The 17,076-nt window shown below is 73.9% G+C and carries 22 protein-coding genes; 10 read left to right on the forward strand and 12 right to left on the reverse strand.

Annotated elements, in window-relative coordinates; all coding sequences use genetic code 11:
• Positions 1-65: 65 nt before the first annotated feature.
• Both J4E96_RS08425 and J4E96_RS08430 read left to right on the forward strand, forming a co-directional pair.
• A complete protein-coding gene (locus J4E96_RS08425) occupies positions 66-1,154 on the forward strand; it encodes a lactate/malate family dehydrogenase (protein ID WP_227425304.1) in 1,089 nt (362 codons plus the stop codon).
• On the forward strand, positions 1,151-1,606 hold the full coding sequence (locus tag J4E96_RS08430) for an ACT domain-containing protein (RefSeq protein ID WP_227425305.1): 456 nt from the start codon (positions 1,151-1,153) through the stop codon (positions 1,604-1,606). The genes J4E96_RS08425 and J4E96_RS08430 overlap by 4 nt, the downstream gene beginning before the upstream one ends.
• A 29-nt stretch (positions 1,607-1,635) precedes the next feature.
• On the opposite strand, the gene J4E96_RS08435 is transcribed toward J4E96_RS08430, so the two are convergent.
• On the reverse strand, positions 1,636-2,190 hold the full coding sequence (locus tag J4E96_RS08435) for a PASTA domain-containing protein (protein WP_227425306.1): 555 nt from the start codon (positions 2,188-2,190) through the stop codon (positions 1,636-1,638).
• Between the two features lie 167 nt (positions 2,191-2,357).
• Here J4E96_RS08435 and J4E96_RS08440 point away from each other — a divergent pair, with 167 nt between their 5' ends.
• Both J4E96_RS08440 and J4E96_RS08445 read left to right on the forward strand, forming a co-directional pair.
• The gene (locus J4E96_RS08440) at positions 2,358-2,699 is read left to right on the forward strand and encodes an HNH endonuclease (protein WP_227425307.1); all 342 of its coding nucleotides are present in this window, start codon (positions 2,358-2,360) and stop codon (positions 2,697-2,699) included.
• 71 nt (positions 2,700-2,770) lie between these two features.
• Positions 2,771-3,223: a hypothetical protein gene (locus J4E96_RS08445; protein WP_227425308.1), complete on the forward strand. Its 453-nt coding sequence runs from the start codon at positions 2,771-2,773 to the stop codon at positions 3,221-3,223.
• Between the two features lie 139 nt (positions 3,224-3,362).
• Here the strand turns inward: J4E96_RS08445 and J4E96_RS08450 are convergent, their stop codons facing one another.
• Genes J4E96_RS08450 through J4E96_RS08465 form a run of 4 tightly spaced genes read right to left on the reverse strand, consistent with a single transcriptional unit; the run spans position 3,363 to position 5,820 of the window.
• On the reverse strand, positions 3,363-3,875 hold the full coding sequence (locus tag J4E96_RS08450) for a gamma carbonic anhydrase family protein (RefSeq protein WP_227425309.1): 513 nt from the start codon (positions 3,873-3,875) through the stop codon (positions 3,363-3,365).
• 48 nt (positions 3,876-3,923) lie between these two features.
• Positions 3,924-4,181 carry a DUF7455 domain-containing protein gene (locus J4E96_RS08455; protein WP_227425310.1) on the reverse strand — a complete coding sequence of 86 codons (258 nt, stop codon included), beginning with the start codon at positions 4,179-4,181 and terminating at the stop codon, positions 3,924-3,926.
• Between the two features lie 60 nt (positions 4,182-4,241).
• Positions 4,242-5,342 carry a winged helix DNA-binding domain-containing protein gene (locus tag J4E96_RS08460; RefSeq protein WP_227425311.1) on the reverse strand — a complete coding sequence of 367 codons (1,101 nt, stop codon included), beginning with the start codon at positions 5,340-5,342 and terminating at the stop codon, positions 4,242-4,244.
• A gap of 52 nt (positions 5,343-5,394) precedes the next feature.
• Entirely contained in the window at positions 5,395-5,820 is a 426-nt protein-coding gene (locus J4E96_RS08465) for a VOC family protein (protein WP_227425312.1), read from the reverse strand.
• Between the two features lie 117 nt (positions 5,821-5,937).
• Here J4E96_RS08465 and J4E96_RS08470 point away from each other — a divergent pair, with 117 nt between their 5' ends.
• Entirely contained in the window at positions 5,938-7,011 is a 1,074-nt protein-coding gene (locus J4E96_RS08470) for a helix-turn-helix transcriptional regulator (RefSeq protein ID WP_227425313.1), read from the forward strand.
• Here J4E96_RS08470 and J4E96_RS08475 read toward each other — a convergent pair.
• The gene (locus J4E96_RS08475; RefSeq protein ID WP_227425314.1) at positions 6,945-7,685 is read right to left on the reverse strand and encodes a class I SAM-dependent methyltransferase; all 741 of its coding nucleotides are present in this window, start codon (positions 7,683-7,685) and stop codon (positions 6,945-6,947) included. The two genes, J4E96_RS08470 and J4E96_RS08475, sit on opposite strands and share 67 nt — an antisense overlap.
• Before the next feature lie 57 nt (positions 7,686-7,742).
• Between J4E96_RS08475 and J4E96_RS08480 the strand changes: the two genes are divergently transcribed.
• The gene (locus J4E96_RS08480) at positions 7,743-8,492 is read left to right on the forward strand and encodes an HAD family hydrolase (RefSeq protein WP_227425315.1); all 750 of its coding nucleotides are present in this window, start codon (positions 7,743-7,745) and stop codon (positions 8,490-8,492) included.
• Here the strand turns inward: J4E96_RS08480 and J4E96_RS08485 are convergent.
• The 6 genes from J4E96_RS08485 to J4E96_RS08510 form a co-directional block, all read right to left on the reverse strand.
• Complete coding sequence (locus tag J4E96_RS08485) at positions 8,479-10,713, reverse strand: glycoside hydrolase family 3 N-terminal domain-containing protein (RefSeq protein ID WP_227425316.1); 2,235 nt, start codon at positions 10,711-10,713, stop codon at positions 8,479-8,481. The two genes, J4E96_RS08480 and J4E96_RS08485, sit on opposite strands and share 14 nt — an antisense overlap.
• Positions 10,714-10,767: 54 nt before the next feature.
• Positions 10,768-11,793 (reverse strand): TIGR00341 family protein, encoded by a 1,026-nt coding sequence (locus tag J4E96_RS08490; RefSeq protein ID WP_227425317.1) that lies wholly within the window; start codon positions 11,791-11,793, stop codon positions 10,768-10,770.
• A 96-nt stretch (positions 11,794-11,889) separates the two neighbouring features.
• The gene (locus J4E96_RS08495; RefSeq protein ID WP_227425318.1) at positions 11,890-12,660 is read right to left on the reverse strand and encodes a hypothetical protein; all 771 of its coding nucleotides are present in this window, start codon (positions 12,658-12,660) and stop codon (positions 11,890-11,892) included.
• A gap of 2 nt (positions 12,661-12,662) precedes the next feature.
• On the reverse strand, positions 12,663-13,229 hold the full coding sequence (locus J4E96_RS08500) for a sigma-70 family RNA polymerase sigma factor (protein ID WP_227425319.1): 567 nt from the start codon (positions 13,227-13,229) through the stop codon (positions 12,663-12,665).
• A gap of 202 nt (positions 13,230-13,431) precedes the next feature.
• Positions 13,432-13,764: a DUF5808 domain-containing protein gene (locus tag J4E96_RS08505; protein WP_227425320.1), complete on the reverse strand. Its 333-nt coding sequence runs from the start codon at positions 13,762-13,764 to the stop codon at positions 13,432-13,434.
• A gap of 131 nt (positions 13,765-13,895) precedes the next feature.
• Positions 13,896-14,228 (reverse strand): TfoX/Sxy family protein, encoded by a 333-nt coding sequence (locus J4E96_RS08510; RefSeq protein WP_227425321.1) that lies wholly within the window; start codon positions 14,226-14,228, stop codon positions 13,896-13,898.
• Positions 14,229-14,432: 204 nt separating this feature from the next.
• Between J4E96_RS08510 and J4E96_RS08515 the strand changes: the two genes are divergently transcribed.
• Genes J4E96_RS08515 through J4E96_RS08530 form a run of 4 tightly spaced genes read left to right on the forward strand, consistent with a single transcriptional unit; the run spans position 14,433 to position 16,980 of the window.
• The gene (locus J4E96_RS08515) at positions 14,433-14,843 is read left to right on the forward strand and encodes a YciI family protein (RefSeq protein ID WP_227425322.1); all 411 of its coding nucleotides are present in this window, start codon (positions 14,433-14,435) and stop codon (positions 14,841-14,843) included.
• 23 nt (positions 14,844-14,866) lie between these two features.
• Entirely contained in the window at positions 14,867-16,111 is a 1,245-nt protein-coding gene (locus tag J4E96_RS08520; protein ID WP_227425323.1) for an RNA polymerase sigma factor, read from the forward strand.
• A gap of 21 nt (positions 16,112-16,132) precedes the next feature.
• Positions 16,133-16,444, forward strand: coding sequence for a hypothetical protein (locus J4E96_RS08525; RefSeq protein ID WP_227425324.1), 312 nt, complete (start codon positions 16,133-16,135; stop codon positions 16,442-16,444).
• Between the two features lie 47 nt (positions 16,445-16,491).
• Positions 16,492-16,980 (forward strand): toxin-antitoxin system HicB family antitoxin, encoded by a 489-nt coding sequence (locus tag J4E96_RS08530; RefSeq protein ID WP_227425325.1) that lies wholly within the window; start codon positions 16,492-16,494, stop codon positions 16,978-16,980.
• Positions 16,981-17,076: the final 96 nt, after the last annotated feature.

Here is a 17,076-nt window from a genome sequence, read left to right on the forward strand (position 1 = left end):
CCGGCGGCGCGCGGCAGGCGGCGCACGCAACACTCACGACACACGCCCCCCGTACGGTCACCCGCATGGACGTAGCGGTGCTGGGCGCGACGGGCGACGTCGGCCGACAGGTGTGCACGCAGCTCATCGAGCGGCGGGTGCTGCCGACGTCGTCGCGCCTGCAGCTGGTCGGGCGCCCGGGCGGGGCGTCGGAGCGCGCGACCTACGGCCTGCGCGCCGACCTCGTCGACGCGTACGACGAGCACGCCCCGCTCATCGACGTCGCGCTCTCGCCGCGCGACGTGGTGGCCGACGTCGTCGTCATGGCGGCCGGGCGGACCGCGCCCGCGACCGCGGGCGGGTCGACCGACCGGGCGCAGCTCGCGGCCGACAACTACGCCGTCTTCGAGTCGTACGCGCGGGCGCTCGCCGAGCACGGGTCGGGGCACGAGGTCGTCGTCGTGGTGTCGAACCCGGTCGAGCTCGGGGTCGCGGTGCTGGCGAACGCGCTCGGGCGGCACCGGGTCATCGGGATGGGCGCGTGGCTGGACACGCTCCGGTTCCGCAGCGAGATTGCGGTGTCGCTCGGGCTCCGGCGCCATCGCATCGGCGGGTTCGTCGTCGGCCAGCACGGCGCGGACCTCGTGCCGCTGTGGTCGACCGTGCGGATCAGCGGGCTGGACCTCGCCGAGCGGCGCGACGCGGTCGAGGGGCTGCGGCGCGGTCGCTCGTTCGAGACGTTCGGCGCCGAGATCGCCGACGCGCAGCGCCGCCTGCTCGCGCTGGCCGCCGACGACATCGGGGCCGCCTTCGACCTCATCGACACCTGGCCGCCGGACCTGCGGGTCGTCGCGCGCCCGTGGATGACGCACCAGAGCGGCGCCAAGACCGCGACCGCGACGGCGAGCGCGACCGTCGACCTGGTCGACACCCTGCTCGACGGCCGCGAGATCGTCGTCGCCGGCCAGGTCGTGCTCGACGGCGAGGCGACCGTCGGCGGGCGCCCGCTCGCCGGCGTGCTCGGCGCGCCGGTCGTGCTCGGACCCGAGGGTTGGACCCGGGTGCTGCTCGACGAGCCTGCGCCCGACGAGGCCGCGCGCGTGCTGCGCTGCCGCGACCGGATCGACGAGATGCTCGTGCCGTGGGGTCTCGGCCGGGCGGGAGTCGCGACGTGAGGACGGGAGAGAGCTGGGTCGTGCTCGTGCGCGGCGCCGACCGGCCCGGCACGCTCACCGCGCTGACCGGCGTGTTCTCGACGCGCGGGGTGAGCTTCGAGTCCCTCACGACGGGCGCCGTCGACGGCGACGTCGGCACGATCGCGGTCACGTTCCGCGCCACCCCGCGGCGCCAGCAGCTGCTTGTGCGGACGGTCGAGCGGCTGTCGGTGATCCATTCGGTCCGGGTGCGCGCCGCCGACGACCCCGCGGTCCGCGCCGCGGGCGTCGTCCGGATGCCCGACGGCGTCGCGTTCGCCCCGCCGGCCGCGGCGGACGTCCGGTGGTCGGGCGACGCGTCCGCGGGTCAGCACGTGCTGGTCGAGGGCTCGCTCGCCGACGTCACGACGGTGATCGCCCACGCGCGTGCGCAGGGCGCGGCGATCACGGCGACGGTCATCGTCGACGTGTGACGGGAGTTCGCGACTGTGCGATCAGGCAGCTAGAACGTCAGGTGCAGAGTGCTGCCCTGCCGAACGAGCGTGCCGGCGGCCGGATCCTGCGACTTCACGGTCGCCCCAGCGGCAGGTGGCGGATCGGGCAGCTTCAGGGCCACCGAAGATCCGCTGATGATCACCTGTGCCTCCTGCAGGGTCTTGCCCACCACGTCCGGGGCCGAGACGCCTCCGCCCGTCGCAGTGAGAAGGTCGCGACGCGCCTCTGTCGCGCTGCTCGAGGCGAAGTAAAAGGCGACCACGCCGGAGCTCAAAGAAATCACCCCGCCGACCAGAAGATTGCGGGTGTCGGTATCCTTGAACGAAAGGGAAGCGGCCGCGAGAATCAGCACCGTTCCGACCAGCAGCACGGCCAGGACCGGCCGAGTCATGCCGGCCTCGGCACCGGCGTCGGCCTTGGACTGCATGATGAAGCGATGGGCCAGCACGCTGAGGAGCCCGAGGAGCACGAGGAGTCCCACGGCCCCGAGGATCAGATTCGATCGGAGGGGATCGGTGACTGCTGGTGCGTAATTCAACGCGTTCGGCAGGACATGCGACATGGTCGGTCACTTTTCCTTCGATAGTCACACCTTTGTGGCCTATCACCTCAGGACGCGCTTTCACCCTGGCCCTGCGTGCGTCCGCACGCAATAGCCCGATAGTGGCAATTGCGGGCTCCCCGGCGGGGCGTGCGCGTGGCCGGGGTCGCGGTGCCTAGGCTGGTCCGGTGGTGGTTAACCGAAGTCGCAGCGCGCGGGCCGCCCGCAAGCGCAAGCGCCGGATGGACGGCGTCGATCACGACCTCACGGACGAGCAGTGGGCCGCGCTCAAGGCGGCGTGGGGCGGGTGCGCGTACTGCGGCGCGGTCGGGAAGCCGCTGCAGCGCGACTGCGTGCTGCCGATCTCCCGGGGCGGGCGGTACACGCTTGAGAACGTCGCGCCGGCCTGCGGCTCGTGCAACGCGAGCAAGTGCAACGCCGAGGTCACCGGCTGGCTGCGGCGCAAGCGGCTCGACGAGGGCGCCTTCCTGCTGCGCCACCTCGAGATCCGGGCGTCGTTCGCGAGCTGAGTGCTGTGCCGGGGTGCGTGGATCGCGCTTGTTCGCTCGCCTTTGGGGCGCGCCGGTGCCAGGATGGCGCCGTGCGACACAACGGGGCGAATCGGACAGTGTGGGTGCTCGGCTGCGTCGTCGCGGTGTGCGTCGCCGCGTGCTCGGGGGCGGATCCCGACGGCGACTCGTCCTCCGCCGCGGCCGTCGAGACCCCGGCCGAGGCCGAGACCGAGACCAGCGCTGAGACCGAGACCGAGGCCAGCGCCGCGGCCCCCGACGACGACGTCGCTCCGGCCGAGGGCTCGGAGGTGTCGGCCGCCGCGCTGTGCGAGTACCTCACCGGCGAGCTGCCCGACCTGCGTGCGATCGGCTCGGAGGTCGGCGTCATGGCGAACCTGACCGTGAACCTCTACACCTGGTACGAGTCGCAGGGCGCCGTCCCGAGCGGGACCGAGCTCGACGAGATGACGCAGGCCGAGTGCCCGGACGTCGGCGCGGAGGCGCTCACGCTCGCCGGGCTCGAGAGCTTCACGGCGCTCTAGCGGGCCGGCGCGAGTGTGGGCCTTCTGCTCTCACCGGCGCGCGTGTGTGCGTTCGGTTCCCTGACCGGGCGGTGGACCAGCAGATCCTCCACACCCGCGCGCGGGAGAGCAGAACGCCAACACTCGGTGCTGCTCGGGGCTAGGCCTGCGGGCCGTAGGCCCTGGCGCGGGTCACGTACCGCGCCGAGTTCCCGTGCATGCCGTCGATCTCCTCGTCAGTGAGCTCGCGGCGCACCTTGCCGGGGATCCCCGCCACCAGCGAGCGCGGGGGGATCGTCGCGCCCTCGAGCACGACGGACCCGGCCGCGATCAGGGAGTCGCGGCCGACGACCGCGCCGGTCAGGACGGTCGCGTTCATCCCGATGAGGCACCCGTCCTCGACGGTGCACCCGTGCACGACGGCGCCGTGGCCGACGCTGACGCCCGCGCCGATGACGGCCGGCGAGCCCAGCTCGGTGTGCAGCACCGCGTTGTCCTGGATGTTCGACCCGGCGCCGAGCACGATCTCGTCGATGTCGCCGCGCAGCACCGCGCCGAACCACACGCTCGCGTCGGCATCGATGCGCACCTTGCCGATCAGGGCGGCGCTCGGTGCGATCCAGGCGCTCTCGTGAATCTCGGGCGTGCGTCCCTCGAAGGGCAGATTGATCATGCGCCCGAGACTACGTCGCCGCGCGAGAGGGATCAGTCAGCGAGCGAGTCAGTCCTTGCCGCGGTTGGTTGGCGTGAGCTGGTGGCGGACGTCGAGGATGACCGGCCCGATGCCCCCGCCGGCGTCGTCAGCCCGCTGGAAGTGGTGCGCGCAGAACGCGAGCGGACCCGCGGAGGTCATGACGAGCACGTAGGCGCGGTGCCCGCAGGCGTCGCACCGCTCGTGCGCCATGTCGCGGACCGAAGGGAGCGCCCGGGTCTCGGTGGGTGCGGCCGCGGTGGCCGTCTCGGCGTGCTGCGAGCTCATGGCGTCTCCTTGTCCGTGTCGAGCAGGTTGATGACCACATCGACCGGAACAGCCCGGTTCTTAGCGAGGAGCCGCCGCTACTCGCGCCCGGTGGCTCTCGCCGTCGGACAGGAACGTCGCGAGGGCCCGTCCCTCGTCGGCGACGGCGGCGCGGTCGGCCCGCGAGAACCGGCGCAGGGGCGTGGCGACGACGGTTCCCGCCTCGACGGTCCAGGTCGCGGCGACCCGGCCGTCGACGAGCACGACGCGCTCGCCCGCGACCGACACCCCGCGATGGGCGTCGTCGACGATCCGCGTGCGGTCGTCGTACCCGAGGATCGCGTTGTCGAACGCGGGGAGGAACCGGACCGGCGCCGGGGTGTCCGGGTCGGGGCGGGGCGCGTCGGGGAGGTCGAGGAGCTCGCGGCCGCGCTCGTCGCGAAACGTGACCAGCTCCGCGCGCACCGCGGCGACGGCGGCGGGCAGCCCGGCGAGGCCCGACCACATGCGCACGTCCGCCGTGGCCGCCGGCCCGAACGCGGCGAGGTACCGCCGCACCAGCGCCGCGCCGACCGGATCGGTGCCCGCGGGCGCCGGCGGGTCGATCTCCCGGCCCAGCCACGCCGCGAGCGGGACGTTGCGCACGCCCGCCCGCGTGCGCCACAGCCCGCGCGGCGGCAGCTGTGCCATCGGGATGAGGGCGGCGACCAGCATCTCGCCGAGCGCACGCGGCGCCGGCGTCGGCCACCGCCCGGCCACCGCGCGGGCGAGCTCCGGCATGGACCGGGGCACGCCGTCGGCCAGGACCGCCCGGCCCGCGGCGGCGAGCTCGTCGAGGTCGACCCCGTCGAGCTCGCCGCGATAGACCCCCAGCACCCGCTGGCGCAGCATCGCGTCGTGCCGGGCCCGCCAGGCCACCGCGTCGTCGGCCGTGACGAGGTGGACCGTGCGGCGCATGAGGTGGGTGCGCACCACCCGCCGGTCCGTCACGAGCGCCGAGAGCTGCGCCGGCTCGAACGAGCGCAGCCGCGACCAGAGCCCGACGAACGGCTCCTGCGGCTCCTGGGCCTGCAGGCCGCCGAGGTGCGCGACGGCGTCGAGCGCCGGCACCTCCGCGCGCTCGAGCAGCAGCTGCCGGGCGAGCGTCGCCCGACCGAGCGCTCGGGAGTCGAGAACGGTCATCGGGTCATGATCTCCTGGTCAGGACAGGTCGTGCTCGGCGGGGCATCGCGGGTCAGGCCGGCGCGTACTCGGCCGCGACGTCGAGCACCCACGTCACGCCGAACTGGTCCCGGAGCATCCCGTACAGGGGTGCCCAGCCCGCCGGCGCCAGGGGCGCGAGGACGGTGGCGCCCGCGCTGAGCCGCTCCCAGTAGGCGGTGATCTCGTCGGCCGACCGGCCGCGGACGGAGATGAAGTACGCGTTCACCCCCGGGTCCCACGCCCGTTCCGCGGGGACGTCGTACGCCATGACCTCGAACCCGGCGTCGGAGGTCACCTGGCCCCACATGAGCTGGTCGGCCTCGTCGGGCCGCGCGACGTTCCCGGCGTCGGCGTAGGTGACGGCGACGAGGTCGCCGCCGAAGACTGACGCGTAGAACTCGAGCGCGGCGCGCGCCGTGCCCCGCAGGTTGAGGTGAGCGACGGTGGTGATGGTCATGAGGACTCCTATGGTGGGGGACTGTCGTCGGGGACGTCGTTGTGGGCTTCGGTCAGGGACAACACTCGCAACCAAAGTGGCCAGGATGTGGCCGCTTCTCGTGGCAGCATCGGAGCTGTGCAGAAGACCTCCGCGCGACTGCTGTCGCTGCTCTCGTTGCTCCAGGCGCGCCGGGACTGGCCGGGGGCCGTGCTCTGCGAGCGGCTGGACATCAGCCCGCGCACGGTGCGCCGGGACGTCGACCGCCTGCGCGAGCTCGGCTATCGCATCGTGGCCACCCGGGGCCCGGACGGCGGGTACCGCCTCGACGCGGGCACCGAGCTGCCGCCGCTGCTGTTCGACGACGAGCAGGCGGTGGCCCTCGCCGTCGCGCTCCAGACCGCCACGACCGCCGGCGCCGGCATCGAGGAGGCCGCGGCGCGAGCGCTGCAGACCGTCCGGCAGACCATGCCGGCGCGCCTGCGGCGCCGGATCGACACGCTGCAGTTCACGGCCGTCGAGAGGCCCGCGGGCCGGCCGACCCCCCAGGCCGACGCCGCCGTGCTCGTGTCGCTGAGCGCCGCCGTCGGCGCCCGCGAGGTGCTGCGCTTCGACTACGCCGCTGGCGACGACCACGGCGCCGACGTCGGCGCCGACCGGCCCGAGCCGCCGCCGCGGCGGGTGCAGCCGCACCACCTGATCACCTGGGGCGGCCGCTGGTACCTCGTCGCGTGGGATCTCGACCGCGACGACTGGCGCACCTTCCGCGCCGACCGCATCGCGCCGCGGACCCCCACCGGCCCCCGCTTCGTCCCGCGAGACCTGCCCGGCGCCAGCGTCGCCGCGTTCGTCCTCAGTAGGTTCCAGGGCTCTGGCGGGCAGGGCTCTGGCGGGCAGAACCCTGGCGGGCAGGACGCCGGCGCGTGGGCGTGCCGCGGCGAGGTGATCCTCGACCTGCCCGCCGGCGTCGTGTCGGCCTACTCGCGGGACGGGCTCGTCGAGGCCCTCGGCCCGGACCGCTGCCGGCTCGTCACGGGCTCGTGGTCGTGGCCCGGCCTGGCAGCCACCCTCGGCCGGTTCGACGCCGACATCGAGGTGATCGGACCGCCCGAGCTCACGCAGGCGTTCGCGCAGCTGGCCCGGCGCTACGCCGCTGCCGCGGCGGGCGGGCCCACCGCTGGCGAGCCGGCGGCGGTGAACGTCAGCGAGTAGCGCCAGAACAGGCGCCGGCGCACGCGTGCGCCTGGCAGGACCCGCGCCGCCGCGGCCGCGATCTCGGCGAGCGTGGTGTCCGGGGCCGCGGTGGGCGCCGCCATCGCGACCCGCGCCGCGGCCGAGCGGTTCGACCTGAAGCGGTTCGAACGGGCCAGGCCGACGATCACGTTCGCCGGGACGGCCACGGCCTCGACCAGCCGGTCCGCTCGCGTCGCCGCCCGGTAGCAGCCGACGATCACGAGCGTGCCGCCCGGCGCGAGCAGCGCGCGCAGGCCCGTGAGCGCGGCCTCGAGCGGGAGGTGGTGCACGACGGCGACCGCGGTGACGACGTCGTACCCGTCACCCGGCGCGTCGGCCAGGTCGCGCAGGTCGGCAAGGTCGCGCAGGTCGGCCAGGTCGCGCAGGTCGATCGCGGCGAACGACGCGGCGGGGCAGCCCGTCGAGAGCCCGCGGGCGACGTCGACCACCCCGCGATCGGCGTCAATGCCCAAGACCGCGTCCGCCCGACCCGCCAACGCCCGGACCAGGTTCCCGGTGCCGCAGCCGACGTCGAGGGCCGTGCGCACGTGCGCGGGAAGCTGCCGCATGATCCAGCGGTGGTAGTGGTCGTTGTGGCTCCACGGGTGCGCGGCGTTGAACGCGTCGATCCGCTCGACCAGGGCCGTCAGCACAGGTCGGACTCTCCCACACGCGGGACCGCCGCACGCGCGGAATGGGACCCTGGTCGCATGCTGGCGCCACCGACCCACCTGCTCCTCGACTTCTTCGGCACCGTCGTCGAGAACTCGCCGTTTCACTCGGCCGAGGGGTTCGAGCGCACGCACGCGCTGACCGCGGCGATGGGATCCGCGCTGACGCCGGAGCAGTCCCGGGCGGCCTGGTCGGCGGCGTTCGATCGGCTCACCGGGGACACGGCCGAGAGCCTCGACGAGTTCGCGCTGACCGACGTCGCGCGCGTGGCGCTGGAGGCGATCCTGGGCCGATCGCCCGCCGCCGGTGAGATCGAGGCGGGCGCGCGGGCGTACCAGGTCGACTGGAACCGCGGCGTCGGCTATCCGGCAGGCATGGTCGACGTCCTCGAGGGCCTCGGCCGGCGGTTCACCCTCGCGATCGTCTCGAACACCCACGACGTCGACCAGGTGCAGTCCCACCTGGCAGCGATGGGCGCGGAGTCGCTCGTCGAGACCGTCGTCACCTCGATCGGCGTCGGCAAGCGCAAGCCGCACCCAGCGATCTACGCCGCCGCGCTCGCGGCGTGCGGGATCGGCCCCGGCTCGGCGCTGTTCGTGGGCGACACCTACCTCGCGGACTTCGTGGGTCCGCAGCGGCACGGGATCCGGGCCTTCCTGATCGACCCGCGGCGGCTCGCGCGCGTTCCGGAGTCCCGCCGCCTGGACTCGCTCGCCGCGCTCGCGGGCCGCCTCGACGTGCTCGGCAGCGACGAGTACGGCAGCGGGGTCGCGCCTACGCGGGGCTGACCTCGAAGGTCGTGGTCAGCGGCGCGGTCGAGTCGCCGCCGGCCCAGACGTCGAAGGTCGAGGCGTCGCTCACCCAGTCGTGGGCGGCCGCGTTCCAGTAGCGCCGTTCGGCCGGACCGATCGAGAACGTGAGCGTGCGCGACTGACCGGCGGCGAGCGCGACCCGCTCGAAGCCCTTGAGCTCGCGGACCGGGCGCGCTGCGGAGCCGTGCCGCTGGTGCAGGTAGACCTGGACGACCTCGTCGGCGGCGCGCTCGCCGGTGTTGGTGACCTGCACGGACACGATCACGGTCTCGTCGGCGGTCACGGTCGGCCGGTCGACGCTCAGGCCGGCGTACTCGACGTGGCCGTAGCTCAGGCCGTGCCCGAACGGGAACAGCGGTGTGCTGGCCTCGTCCCAGTACCGGCGCTCCTGGTTCTCGGGCTCGTGCGAGCGCAGGTGCGAGTACACGAGCGGCACCTGCCCGACAGTGCGCGGCCAGGTGAAGGGGAGCTTGCCGCCGGGGGAGACGTCCCCGAAGAGCAGGTTCGCCGTTGCGGCGCCGCCCTGCGTGCCGGGGTACCAGATGTCGAGGATCGCCGGCACGTGCGCGGCGGGCCAGCGCAGGTCCAGCGGCCGGCCATTCATGACCAGCAGCACCACGGGAGTTCCGGTCTCGACGACGGCCTGCAGCAGCTCGAGCTGGCGCCCCGGCAGGTCGAGTGAGGACCGCGACGCGCCCTCGCCGATCATGTTCTGCCACTCGCCGACGACGACGACCGCGACGTCCGCCCCGCGGGCGAGATCGACGGCGGCGGTGAGCTCGGCGGCGTCGTCGAACCCGGGCGGATCCGCGGGCGTGTTGCGCCCGAACATGTCGAACAGCGAGGGGAACTCCCGCTGCACGACGGGCACGCCCCGGGCGTGCTCGACCCGTATGCCCGCGCCGGCCCGCGCCCGGATGCCGGCGACAACCGTGACGGTCTCGTCCAGGTCGTAGTCGAAGACCCACGGCCCGAGGGTGTCGCGCGGGGAGTCCGCCAACGGGCCGATGACGGCGATCGAGCTCAGCGCGCCGGCGTCGAGCGGCAGCAGGGCGCCCTCGTTGCGCAGGAGCACGGCCGACCGCTCGGCGGCGACGCGCGCGACGTCGCGGTGCGCCGGGTCAGCGAGCACCTCGCGGGCCCGCTCCTCGTCGACGAACGGCGCGTCGAACAGTCCCATCCGGACCTTCGCCTCGAGCACGCGCCGCACGCTCGCGTCGACCGACGCGGCGCTCGCGGCCCCCGACTCCAGCGCCGCGGGCAGGTGCGCGCAGGCGGGGTCCTCGATCGCCATCTCCAGGTCCACCCCGGCGGTGACCGCGCGCGCGGCGGCGTCGGTCAGGTCCGCCGCGAAGCCGTGGGTCACGAGGCTGCGCGCGACGTTCGCGTCGCTGACCACGAAGCCCGTAAACCCCCAGGTCTCGCGTAGCAACTCGGTGAACAGCCACCGGCTGCCCGCCGCCGGGACGCCGTTAAGGGCCATGTAGGCGGTCATCACGTTGCCGGCGCCCGCCTCGACGGCGGCCCGGAACGGCGGGAAGTACACGTTCCACAGCTCGGAGTCGGAGAGGTTGACCTCGTCGTAGTCGCGCCCACCGAGGGCGGCGCCGTACCCGGCGAAGTGCTTGGGGCCGGCGATGACGTGCTCGGGCGCGCCCACCTCGGCGCCCTGGAAGCCGCGGACCTGGGCGACGGCCACCGCGGCGCCGAGGAACGGGTCCTCGCCGGCGCCCTCGACGATCCGGCCCCACCGCGGGTCGCGCGCGACGTCGACCATGGGCGCGAACGTCCAGTGGATACCGACGGCGCGGGCCTCGCGGGCCGCGACGGCCTGCCCGCGCGCGATCGTCACGGGATCCCAGGACGCCGCCATCGCGATCGGCACTGGCAGGATCGTGCGCAGGCCGTGGATCACGTCGAAGCCGAACAGCGCCGGGATGCCGAGCCGGTTGCCCTCGATGGCCAGGCGCTGGAGTCGGTTGATCTGCGCCGGGTCGGCCACGAACAGCAACGAGCCGGCCGCGCCGTCGCGCAGCGCCGCCTCGACCTGCGCGGGCTGCGCGTCGGCGTCGAAGTCGAGCGCCGGCGTCGCCCCCGGCGGCAGCCGGAAGTAGAAGTACTGCGTGAGCTGCCCGGCCTTCTCGGCCGGGGTCATCCGGGCGATGAGGTCATCGACCCGCGACTGGTCGGTGTGCATCCATCCTCCTGCTGGCCTCGGTGCCCTGGATCGCGTCAGGATAGTGCGGCCGGTCTAGTCGCCGATGACGGCCGCGTCCTTGTCCTCGCCGACCAGCGTGGTCACGACGACGGCCAGCCCGTCCGGCACCTGCCCGTCGAGGTCGCTGATCAGGTCGTCGACGGCGGGGAGGTCGCCCGGGGTGCGCACGTGCACGTAGAACGTCCCGGAGGTGAGCTCGACGAGGTCGACGCGGCCGCCAGGAACGCCCGAGATCCACTGCTCGGCGGCCACCGTGACGCGGTCGGTCCAGACCGACAGGGCGTAGGCGACGACGGAGTTGGCCACCAGCGGCACGAGCACCAGCAGGAGCACCGTGCCGATGGCGGCGAAGGCCCGCCGCGGGGACAGCGCCGTCGCGGCGGAGTGCGTCGCGGCGGAAATTTCCGTGGCGTACCCGGTCGCGGTGAACACGAGGATCCCGACGAGCACGAGGGCGACGACGTTCGACCCGAAGAGCACCAGGGCGCCGAGGGCCAGGACCCCGGAGCCCTGCCCGAGGCAGACGCCGACGACCACGAGCGGGGGCACCAGGGAGATCGCGATCGCGACGCCGGGCAGCACCGCGGCGACGTCTCGGCGGGCGAGCGCCACGGAGCCGGCGGCCCCCGTAGCCACCGCCGCGACGAGGTCGAGCAGCCCGGGGGAGGTCCGTCCGGTGATCTGGCCGTTCGTGAACAGGTTCACGTCTCCGGGCATCACGACGGCGGCGAGCAGCCCGAGCAGCACGACGAGGCAGCCGCCGAGCACGACGTACCGCACCGATCGTCCCGTCAGCCGGGCGTCGCGGAGCACGACGCCGAGGGCGATGCCCATGATCGGCGTGGACAGGGGAGCGATGATCATCGCGCCGATGACCGTCGCGGTGGAGTCGGACAGGACGCCGGCCGCAGCGATGATCGCCGAGAGCGAGAGCATCGTCCAGAACGCCGACCGCTTCGAGGCCGCGTCGCCGGCCGTCAGGTCGACGTCGCCAGTGAGCTCGTCGAGCGTGCGCCGCTGGACCGCGGGCAGGAGGAGCTCGTTCAGGCGACCACGCATGTCGGCAACCTTTCGCCGCGGCGTCGGGAGTGTCCTCAGATCCGGTGCCTCGAAATCTAGGGCGTACCGGGCATTCCCTCTACGGTGGCGCGGGTCCTACTCGATACCGATCTCCCCGGGCGTCACCCGCCACCGACCGTCCTGGTCCGGGGCAACGGCGGCGACAATCATCCACGCCTTGTCCCTGTACTCCTCGACCTCCACGAGGCAGCTGAGGGACCCGACCGCGGGGTCGTAGGCGACGTAGGCGAGACAGCCGGGTTCCGGCCGCGCCACGGGGGTCAGCGCCATGAAGTGGGCCATGAAGGGCCGCGATTCGGACGAGGTGAGCGCCGTCATCAGCTCGTCGTCGTTGGTCGTCCAGGCCGTCGCATATGCCTCGAAGGTGGCGGAAGCGATCTGCTTGCCAAGCTCGTCCCGTGCGGCGCACGCGGCAAGGCTCGTGTCCGTGCTCTCATCACGGCAGCCATCGTCGAGCGTCTGCCATTGGACGGCGAGCTCGTCGAGCTCGTCGAGCTTGTCGACCTGGTCGGCCGTGGGCTCCCCGGCGCTGGCCTCGGGCGGGGTGCTCGGCAGCGGCGCGGGATCGTCGTCCGGTACTGGGCTCGAGGCGACAGGGCTTGGCGTGGTGGGCCTCGGCGTCGAGGTGGGGACCGGCGCCGCCGGTGGTGCCACCTGGTGCGGTGCGACCGCGACGCCGATGAGCACGATCGCGCCGATGACGCCCATGCCGACCGATCCGAGCGCGGATGCGCGCAGGACTCGGCGGCGGTGCACCCGGCGAATGATCGCGTCGATCGGAAGGTCGCCATCGGCCCCGGGGTCGTCGCCGAGCTCGCGCATACCCCGCCGGAGGTCGAAGTCCATGATCAGCCCCTCGCCGTCGTGGTCGGGTGCACGCGGTCCACGACGACCATCTCGTCGTCGAGCGGGTGCAGCTCGCGCATCGGCCCGAGCGTGGTCTCGAGCTTGTGCACCGCGTTGCTCAGGTAGCGCTTGACTGTGCCCTCGGCGAGGTGCATCTGGGCAGCGACGTCGGCGACCCGGAGGTCCTCGTAGAACCGAAGCACCACGCACGCCCGTTCTTGGGGCGACAGTCCAGCCAGGGCGGCCCGCAGGTCGATCCGGTCCGCGAACTCCATCTCGCGACTCCGCTCTTGCGGACCGGCCGCGACGAGGTGGCGCACCGACGCCCACCGCTGGCGGCGCCGATACCCGTCCACGTACAGCGTCAGGATCGCGCGGCGCACGTATGCCTCGGCCGCGTCCGGTGTGAAGCCGGTCCGGAGGCGGACGAAGACTTTCACGAAGGCGTCTTGGACCAGATCCTGGGCCGCGGCCGAGTCGCCGGTCAGCAGGACGGCGTAGTTAACCAAGGCCCCACCTCGCTCCCGTGCCAGGTCTGCCATCACGCGGTCGGCCACACGTTCAGCCATTCTCGACTCCACATCCCACGCTCCTGTGGGCCCCCTGCGGGCCGGGTGATTGCTGCATCACCCTATGGACGCGCGGGCGACCGAAAACGTTGTAGGGGCCCGTCTCCGCCCCCGCGAGATTCTTCAGGGCGCCCGGCTGCGGGCGGACTCTTCGACTGGCGGCGCGTTCCCGCGCGCCGGATCGGGGCTCGGGCGCCGTCGATCAGCCCGCCGCGGCGACCCTCTCGCGCGCGAGCGCGACCAGGCGGCCGGCGTTGAGGGTCCAGCCGACGCCGAACGCGCGCGGACCGACGAGGTGTTCGCTCTCGGGGTTCCACACCCGCTCGCGGAGCCGCGCGAGGGTCGGGACCCGGAAGTCGTAGGGGACGAAGCCGGCGACGACGCCGTGCCAGGTCCGCTCCTGCGCCGGGGTGCGCACCTCCTTGACCACGGCGGTGATCGCCAGGCCCAGGACGACGAGCCGGTAGAGCTTCTGGACGACGTGCCGCTTCGCGGTGCGCTCGGTGCCATCGGTGCTCTTGTGGTGCGAACCCATCTCAGCCTCCCCATCGAGGTGACGGCACCGTGCTCTCCACCGTGCTCGCCACGTGCTCGCCGCCGTGCCTTCGCCATGCTCGCCATCGTGCTCGCCCAATACTCCTCCGCCGGGACCGCGCTGGCCAGGGACTATGGCCGTCGAGCGGGTGGCTGCCGCGCGAAGCCAGCGGCGACGTCGACCCAGCCCTGCAGGCCGGCGTCGTCCAGCCCCGGCGGGTCGACGAGGACCATACCTGGCATCGGTCGCTTCGTGAGGTCCATCGGCCGCACGTGGGGCTCGGCGAGGGCGCGCTCGGCGCGTTCGGGACCCAGCCGCAGCATGAGGGAGTCCTTGACGACGCCGCAGCACATGTGGCCGTCGAGCATGAAGACCAGGCCGCCAAACATCTTGTGCTCGTCGATGAGCGCGTCGGCCGGCAGCGTCGCGCGGATCCGGACCGCCAGGTTCTCGTCGTAGACCATCGTTTCGCCTTCCGTCGGGCCTGCGTCACCACACGATAGGGCGCCCGGGACGGGCCCGCGACGATAGGGCGCCGGTGACGGGCCCGCGCGGGGTCCGCGGGACGCCGAGACCGAAGAGTGATTTCATGTCGAGAACCTCCGACCGGCTCCGCTCACCACGTGACGGGCCGCGACCGCCGCGGCCCCCGACCCCAGGAGATCCGCATGCCGAAGTACCTGCTCCTCAAGCACTACCGCGGAGGCCCGGAACCGCACCGCCGGGTGCCCCCGATGGACCAGTGGGCGCCCGAGGACGTGGAGGCGCACATGGCGTTCCTCTCGCACGTCGGCGAGCTGCTCGAGAAGAACGGCGAGTTCGTCGACGCGCAGGCGCTCACGCCGGAGCGCACCTGGGTGCGTTACGGCGGCCCCGACGCCGCGCCGGTCACGTCCGACGGCCCGCTGCCCGAGACCAGCGACCTCGTGGCGGGCTGGTACCTGATCGACGTCGAGTCGCACGAGCGAGCGGTCGAGGTCGCGGCGTACGTCTCGTCCGAGCCCGGCCCGGGCGGGACCCCGCTGTACGAGTGGATCGACATCCGCGAGGTCATGTCCGGCGCACCGGCGGGCGACTGACCGGCGCGGGCGACTGACCCGGCATGGTCGGCGACCCGGCGCCGCGGTGGGACGAGGGCGCGCTGCGCGCCCTCGTCCCGCGGGTGCTCGCGGGGCTGGTTCGCCGGGGCGAGGACTTCGACGCGGCCGAGGACGCGCTGCAGGAGGCCCTGGTCGAGGCGTTGCGGGCGTGGCCCGAGCACCCACCCCGCGACCCGCGCGCGTGGCTGACCTCGGTCGCGACGCGCCGGCTGATCGACGCCCGCCGCAGCGACGCCGCGCGCCGACGCCGCGACGAGGCGACGCGGGCCGAGCCGCGGCCCGCGGCTACCGAGGAGGGCGACGACACCCTCTTCCTGCTCTTCTGCTGCTGTCACCCGGACCTGACCCCCGCGTCCCAGGTGGCGTTGACCCTGCGCGCCGTCGGCGGCCTGACGACCCGGGAGATCGCCGACGCCTTCTACGTGCCGGAGGCGACGATGGCGCAGCGGATTAGCCGGGCCAAGCGCGCACTTCAGGGGCGCCGGCTGGACCGGCCCGGCGACGTCGCCGTCGTGCTGCGCGTGCTCTACCTCGTCTACGCGGCCGGCCACGCGGGCCGGGTCGACCTGGCCGGCGAGGCGATCCGGCTCGCCCGCCAGCTCACCCTGGCCACGCCGGAGCCGGAGGCGCGCGGGCTGCTCGCGCTGATGCTCCTCAACCACGCTCGCCTCCCGGCGCGACTCGATCCCGAGGGTCGCATCGTCACGCTCGACCGACAGGACCGCGCACTGTGGGACAACCGCGAGATCGCCGAGGGCGTGCGGGTGCTGCAGTCGGCGCTGGCCGAGCAGCGTCCCGGCCGCTACCAGGTCGAGGCAGCCATCGCTGCCCTGCACGACGACGCGGCGCGCGCCCAGGAGACCGACTGGCCGCAGATCCTCGCCTGGTACGACGACCTCGTGGCCCTCGCCGACGACCCCGCGCGGCAGGACCCCGCGGCGGTGCTCGGGCGCGCGGTCGCGGTGGGGCACGTCCACGGCGCGGCCGCCGGCCTGCGCGAGACCGAGCGGCTGCGCGACGTGATCGGCGAGCGGCACCGCTGGCACGCCGTCCGCGGGCACCTGCACGAGCTGGGCGGCGACCTGCCCGCCGCCGCGGCGGCGTACGCCGAGGCCGCGCGCCGGGCGACGACCGTGCCCGAGCGCGACCACCTGGTCCGCCAGGCGGCTCGCGCGCGCCGCGCCGGCGCCGGGCGGGACGGCGCCGGGTGGGAAGGCGCCGGGTGGGAAGGCGCCGGCGGGCGGTGACGCGAGTCGTACACTTGTTCGATGATGGTGGAGGTCGACTGGTCGCGGTGGCGGCGCACCCGCGCCGGGTACGAGCTGATCCCGCCCGCCGGCTGCCCGCGCGGGCACCGCTGGACGCTCGATGGGCCGGGCCGCCCGCGGCAGCGGTCCGTGACGTGCTCGTGCACGACGGCGCGGCACCACCTGGTCTGGGTGTGCCCCGCTTGCGGGACGTACTGCGCGGAGGGGTGCACCGACGTCGACCTCTGGGCCGGCTCGACCGTGCCCGCAGGCGTCGGGCGCGAGCGACGGGCGGCCCTGGCGCCCCGCCGCGAACCTGACACCAGAACCTGACACCACATTCGCTTGACGTGACACCATGATGGTGTCAGGATGGCGCCATGGAACTCGGGCAGTACATCAGCGACCTCCAGCGCCAGCTGGTGGAATCGGCGGCGAACGGCGCAGAGGAGTCCCGCGCCGTCGCCGAACGGCTGGCCGCCGGGCTGGACGCCGCGACGCGGCTCGTGCTGCTCGACGCGCTGTCGGCCGCGGCCGGCGAGATCACCCGGGACCTCGCGCCCGGCTCGGTGGACCTGCGGCTGCGCGGACGCGAGGTCGAGTTCGTGGTCACCCAGGCCAGCGCCGAGGTCGAGGCCGACGAGCGGCCCGCCGCGACCGTCGAGCTCGACGACGTGAGCACCTCGCGCACGACGCTGCGGCTGCCGGACGCCCTCAAGGCGCGGGTCGACGAGGCGGCGGCGGCGGACGGCCTGTCCGTCAACACCTGGCTGGTCCGCGCGGTTGCCGCCGCGCTCCAGCCCAAGCAGCGCCGATCCGCGCAGCGCACGCTGCGCACCGGCGACAACTTCGCGGGCTGGGCGCGCTAGCCCGCTCCGCCCCACACCGACGGGCCCCACACCGACGGGCCCCACACCGACGGGCCCAACCGTCAGGCCCCCACATCGATCGTCAACCCCGCGGAC

The organism is Pengzhenrongella sicca, from assembly GCF_017569225.1.
GTDB lineage: Bacteria > Actinomycetota > Actinomycetes > Actinomycetales > Cellulomonadaceae > Pengzhenrongella > Pengzhenrongella sicca.

Bases quoted from the DNA above. Each gene is read 5' to 3' on its own strand.
- J4E96_RS08425 (WP_227425304.1), top strand. From the start codon at position 66: ATGGACGTAGCGGTGCTGGGCGCGACGGGCGACGTCGGCCGACAGGTG.
- J4E96_RS08435 (WP_227425306.1), bottom strand. From the start codon at position 2,190: ATGTCGCATGTCCTGCCGAACGCGTTGAATTACGCACCAGCAGTCACC.
- J4E96_RS08450 (WP_227425309.1), bottom strand. From the start codon at position 3,875: ATGATCAATCTGCCCTTCGAGGGACGCACGCCCGAGATTCACGAGAGC.
- J4E96_RS08455 (WP_227425310.1), bottom strand. From the start codon at position 4,181: ATGAGCTCGCAGCACGCCGAGACGGCCACCGCGGCCGCACCCACCGAG.
- J4E96_RS08460 (WP_227425311.1), bottom strand. From the start codon at position 5,342: ATGACCGTTCTCGACTCCCGAGCGCTCGGTCGGGCGACGCTCGCCCGG.
- J4E96_RS08465 (WP_227425312.1), bottom strand. From the start codon at position 5,820: ATGACCATCACCACCGTCGCTCACCTCAACCTGCGGGGCACGGCGCGC.
- J4E96_RS08480 (WP_227425315.1), top strand. From the start codon at position 7,743: ATGCTGGCGCCACCGACCCACCTGCTCCTCGACTTCTTCGGCACCGTC.
- J4E96_RS08485 (WP_227425316.1), bottom strand. From the start codon at position 10,713: ATGCACACCGACCAGTCGCGGGTCGATGACCTCATCGCCCGGATGACC.
- J4E96_RS08490 (WP_227425317.1), bottom strand. From the start codon at position 11,793: ATGCGTGGTCGCCTGAACGAGCTCCTCCTGCCCGCGGTCCAGCGGCGC.
- J4E96_RS08495 (WP_227425318.1), bottom strand. From the start codon at position 12,660: ATGGACTTCGACCTCCGGCGGGGTATGCGCGAGCTCGGCGACGACCCC.
- J4E96_RS08500 (WP_227425319.1), bottom strand. From the start codon at position 13,229: ATGGCTGAACGTGTGGCCGACCGCGTGATGGCAGACCTGGCACGGGAG.
- J4E96_RS08505 (WP_227425320.1), bottom strand. From the start codon at position 13,764: ATGGGTTCGCACCACAAGAGCACCGATGGCACCGAGCGCACCGCGAAG.
- J4E96_RS08510 (WP_227425321.1), bottom strand. From the start codon at position 14,228: ATGGTCTACGACGAGAACCTGGCGGTCCGGATCCGCGCGACGCTGCCG.
- J4E96_RS08515 (WP_227425322.1), top strand. From the start codon at position 14,433: ATGCCGAAGTACCTGCTCCTCAAGCACTACCGCGGAGGCCCGGAACCG.
- J4E96_RS08520 (WP_227425323.1), top strand. From the start codon at position 14,867: ATGGTCGGCGACCCGGCGCCGCGGTGGGACGAGGGCGCGCTGCGCGCC.
- J4E96_RS08525 (WP_227425324.1), top strand. From the start codon at position 16,133: ATGATGGTGGAGGTCGACTGGTCGCGGTGGCGGCGCACCCGCGCCGGG.
- J4E96_RS08530 (WP_227425325.1), top strand. From the start codon at position 16,492: ATGGAACTCGGGCAGTACATCAGCGACCTCCAGCGCCAGCTGGTGGAA.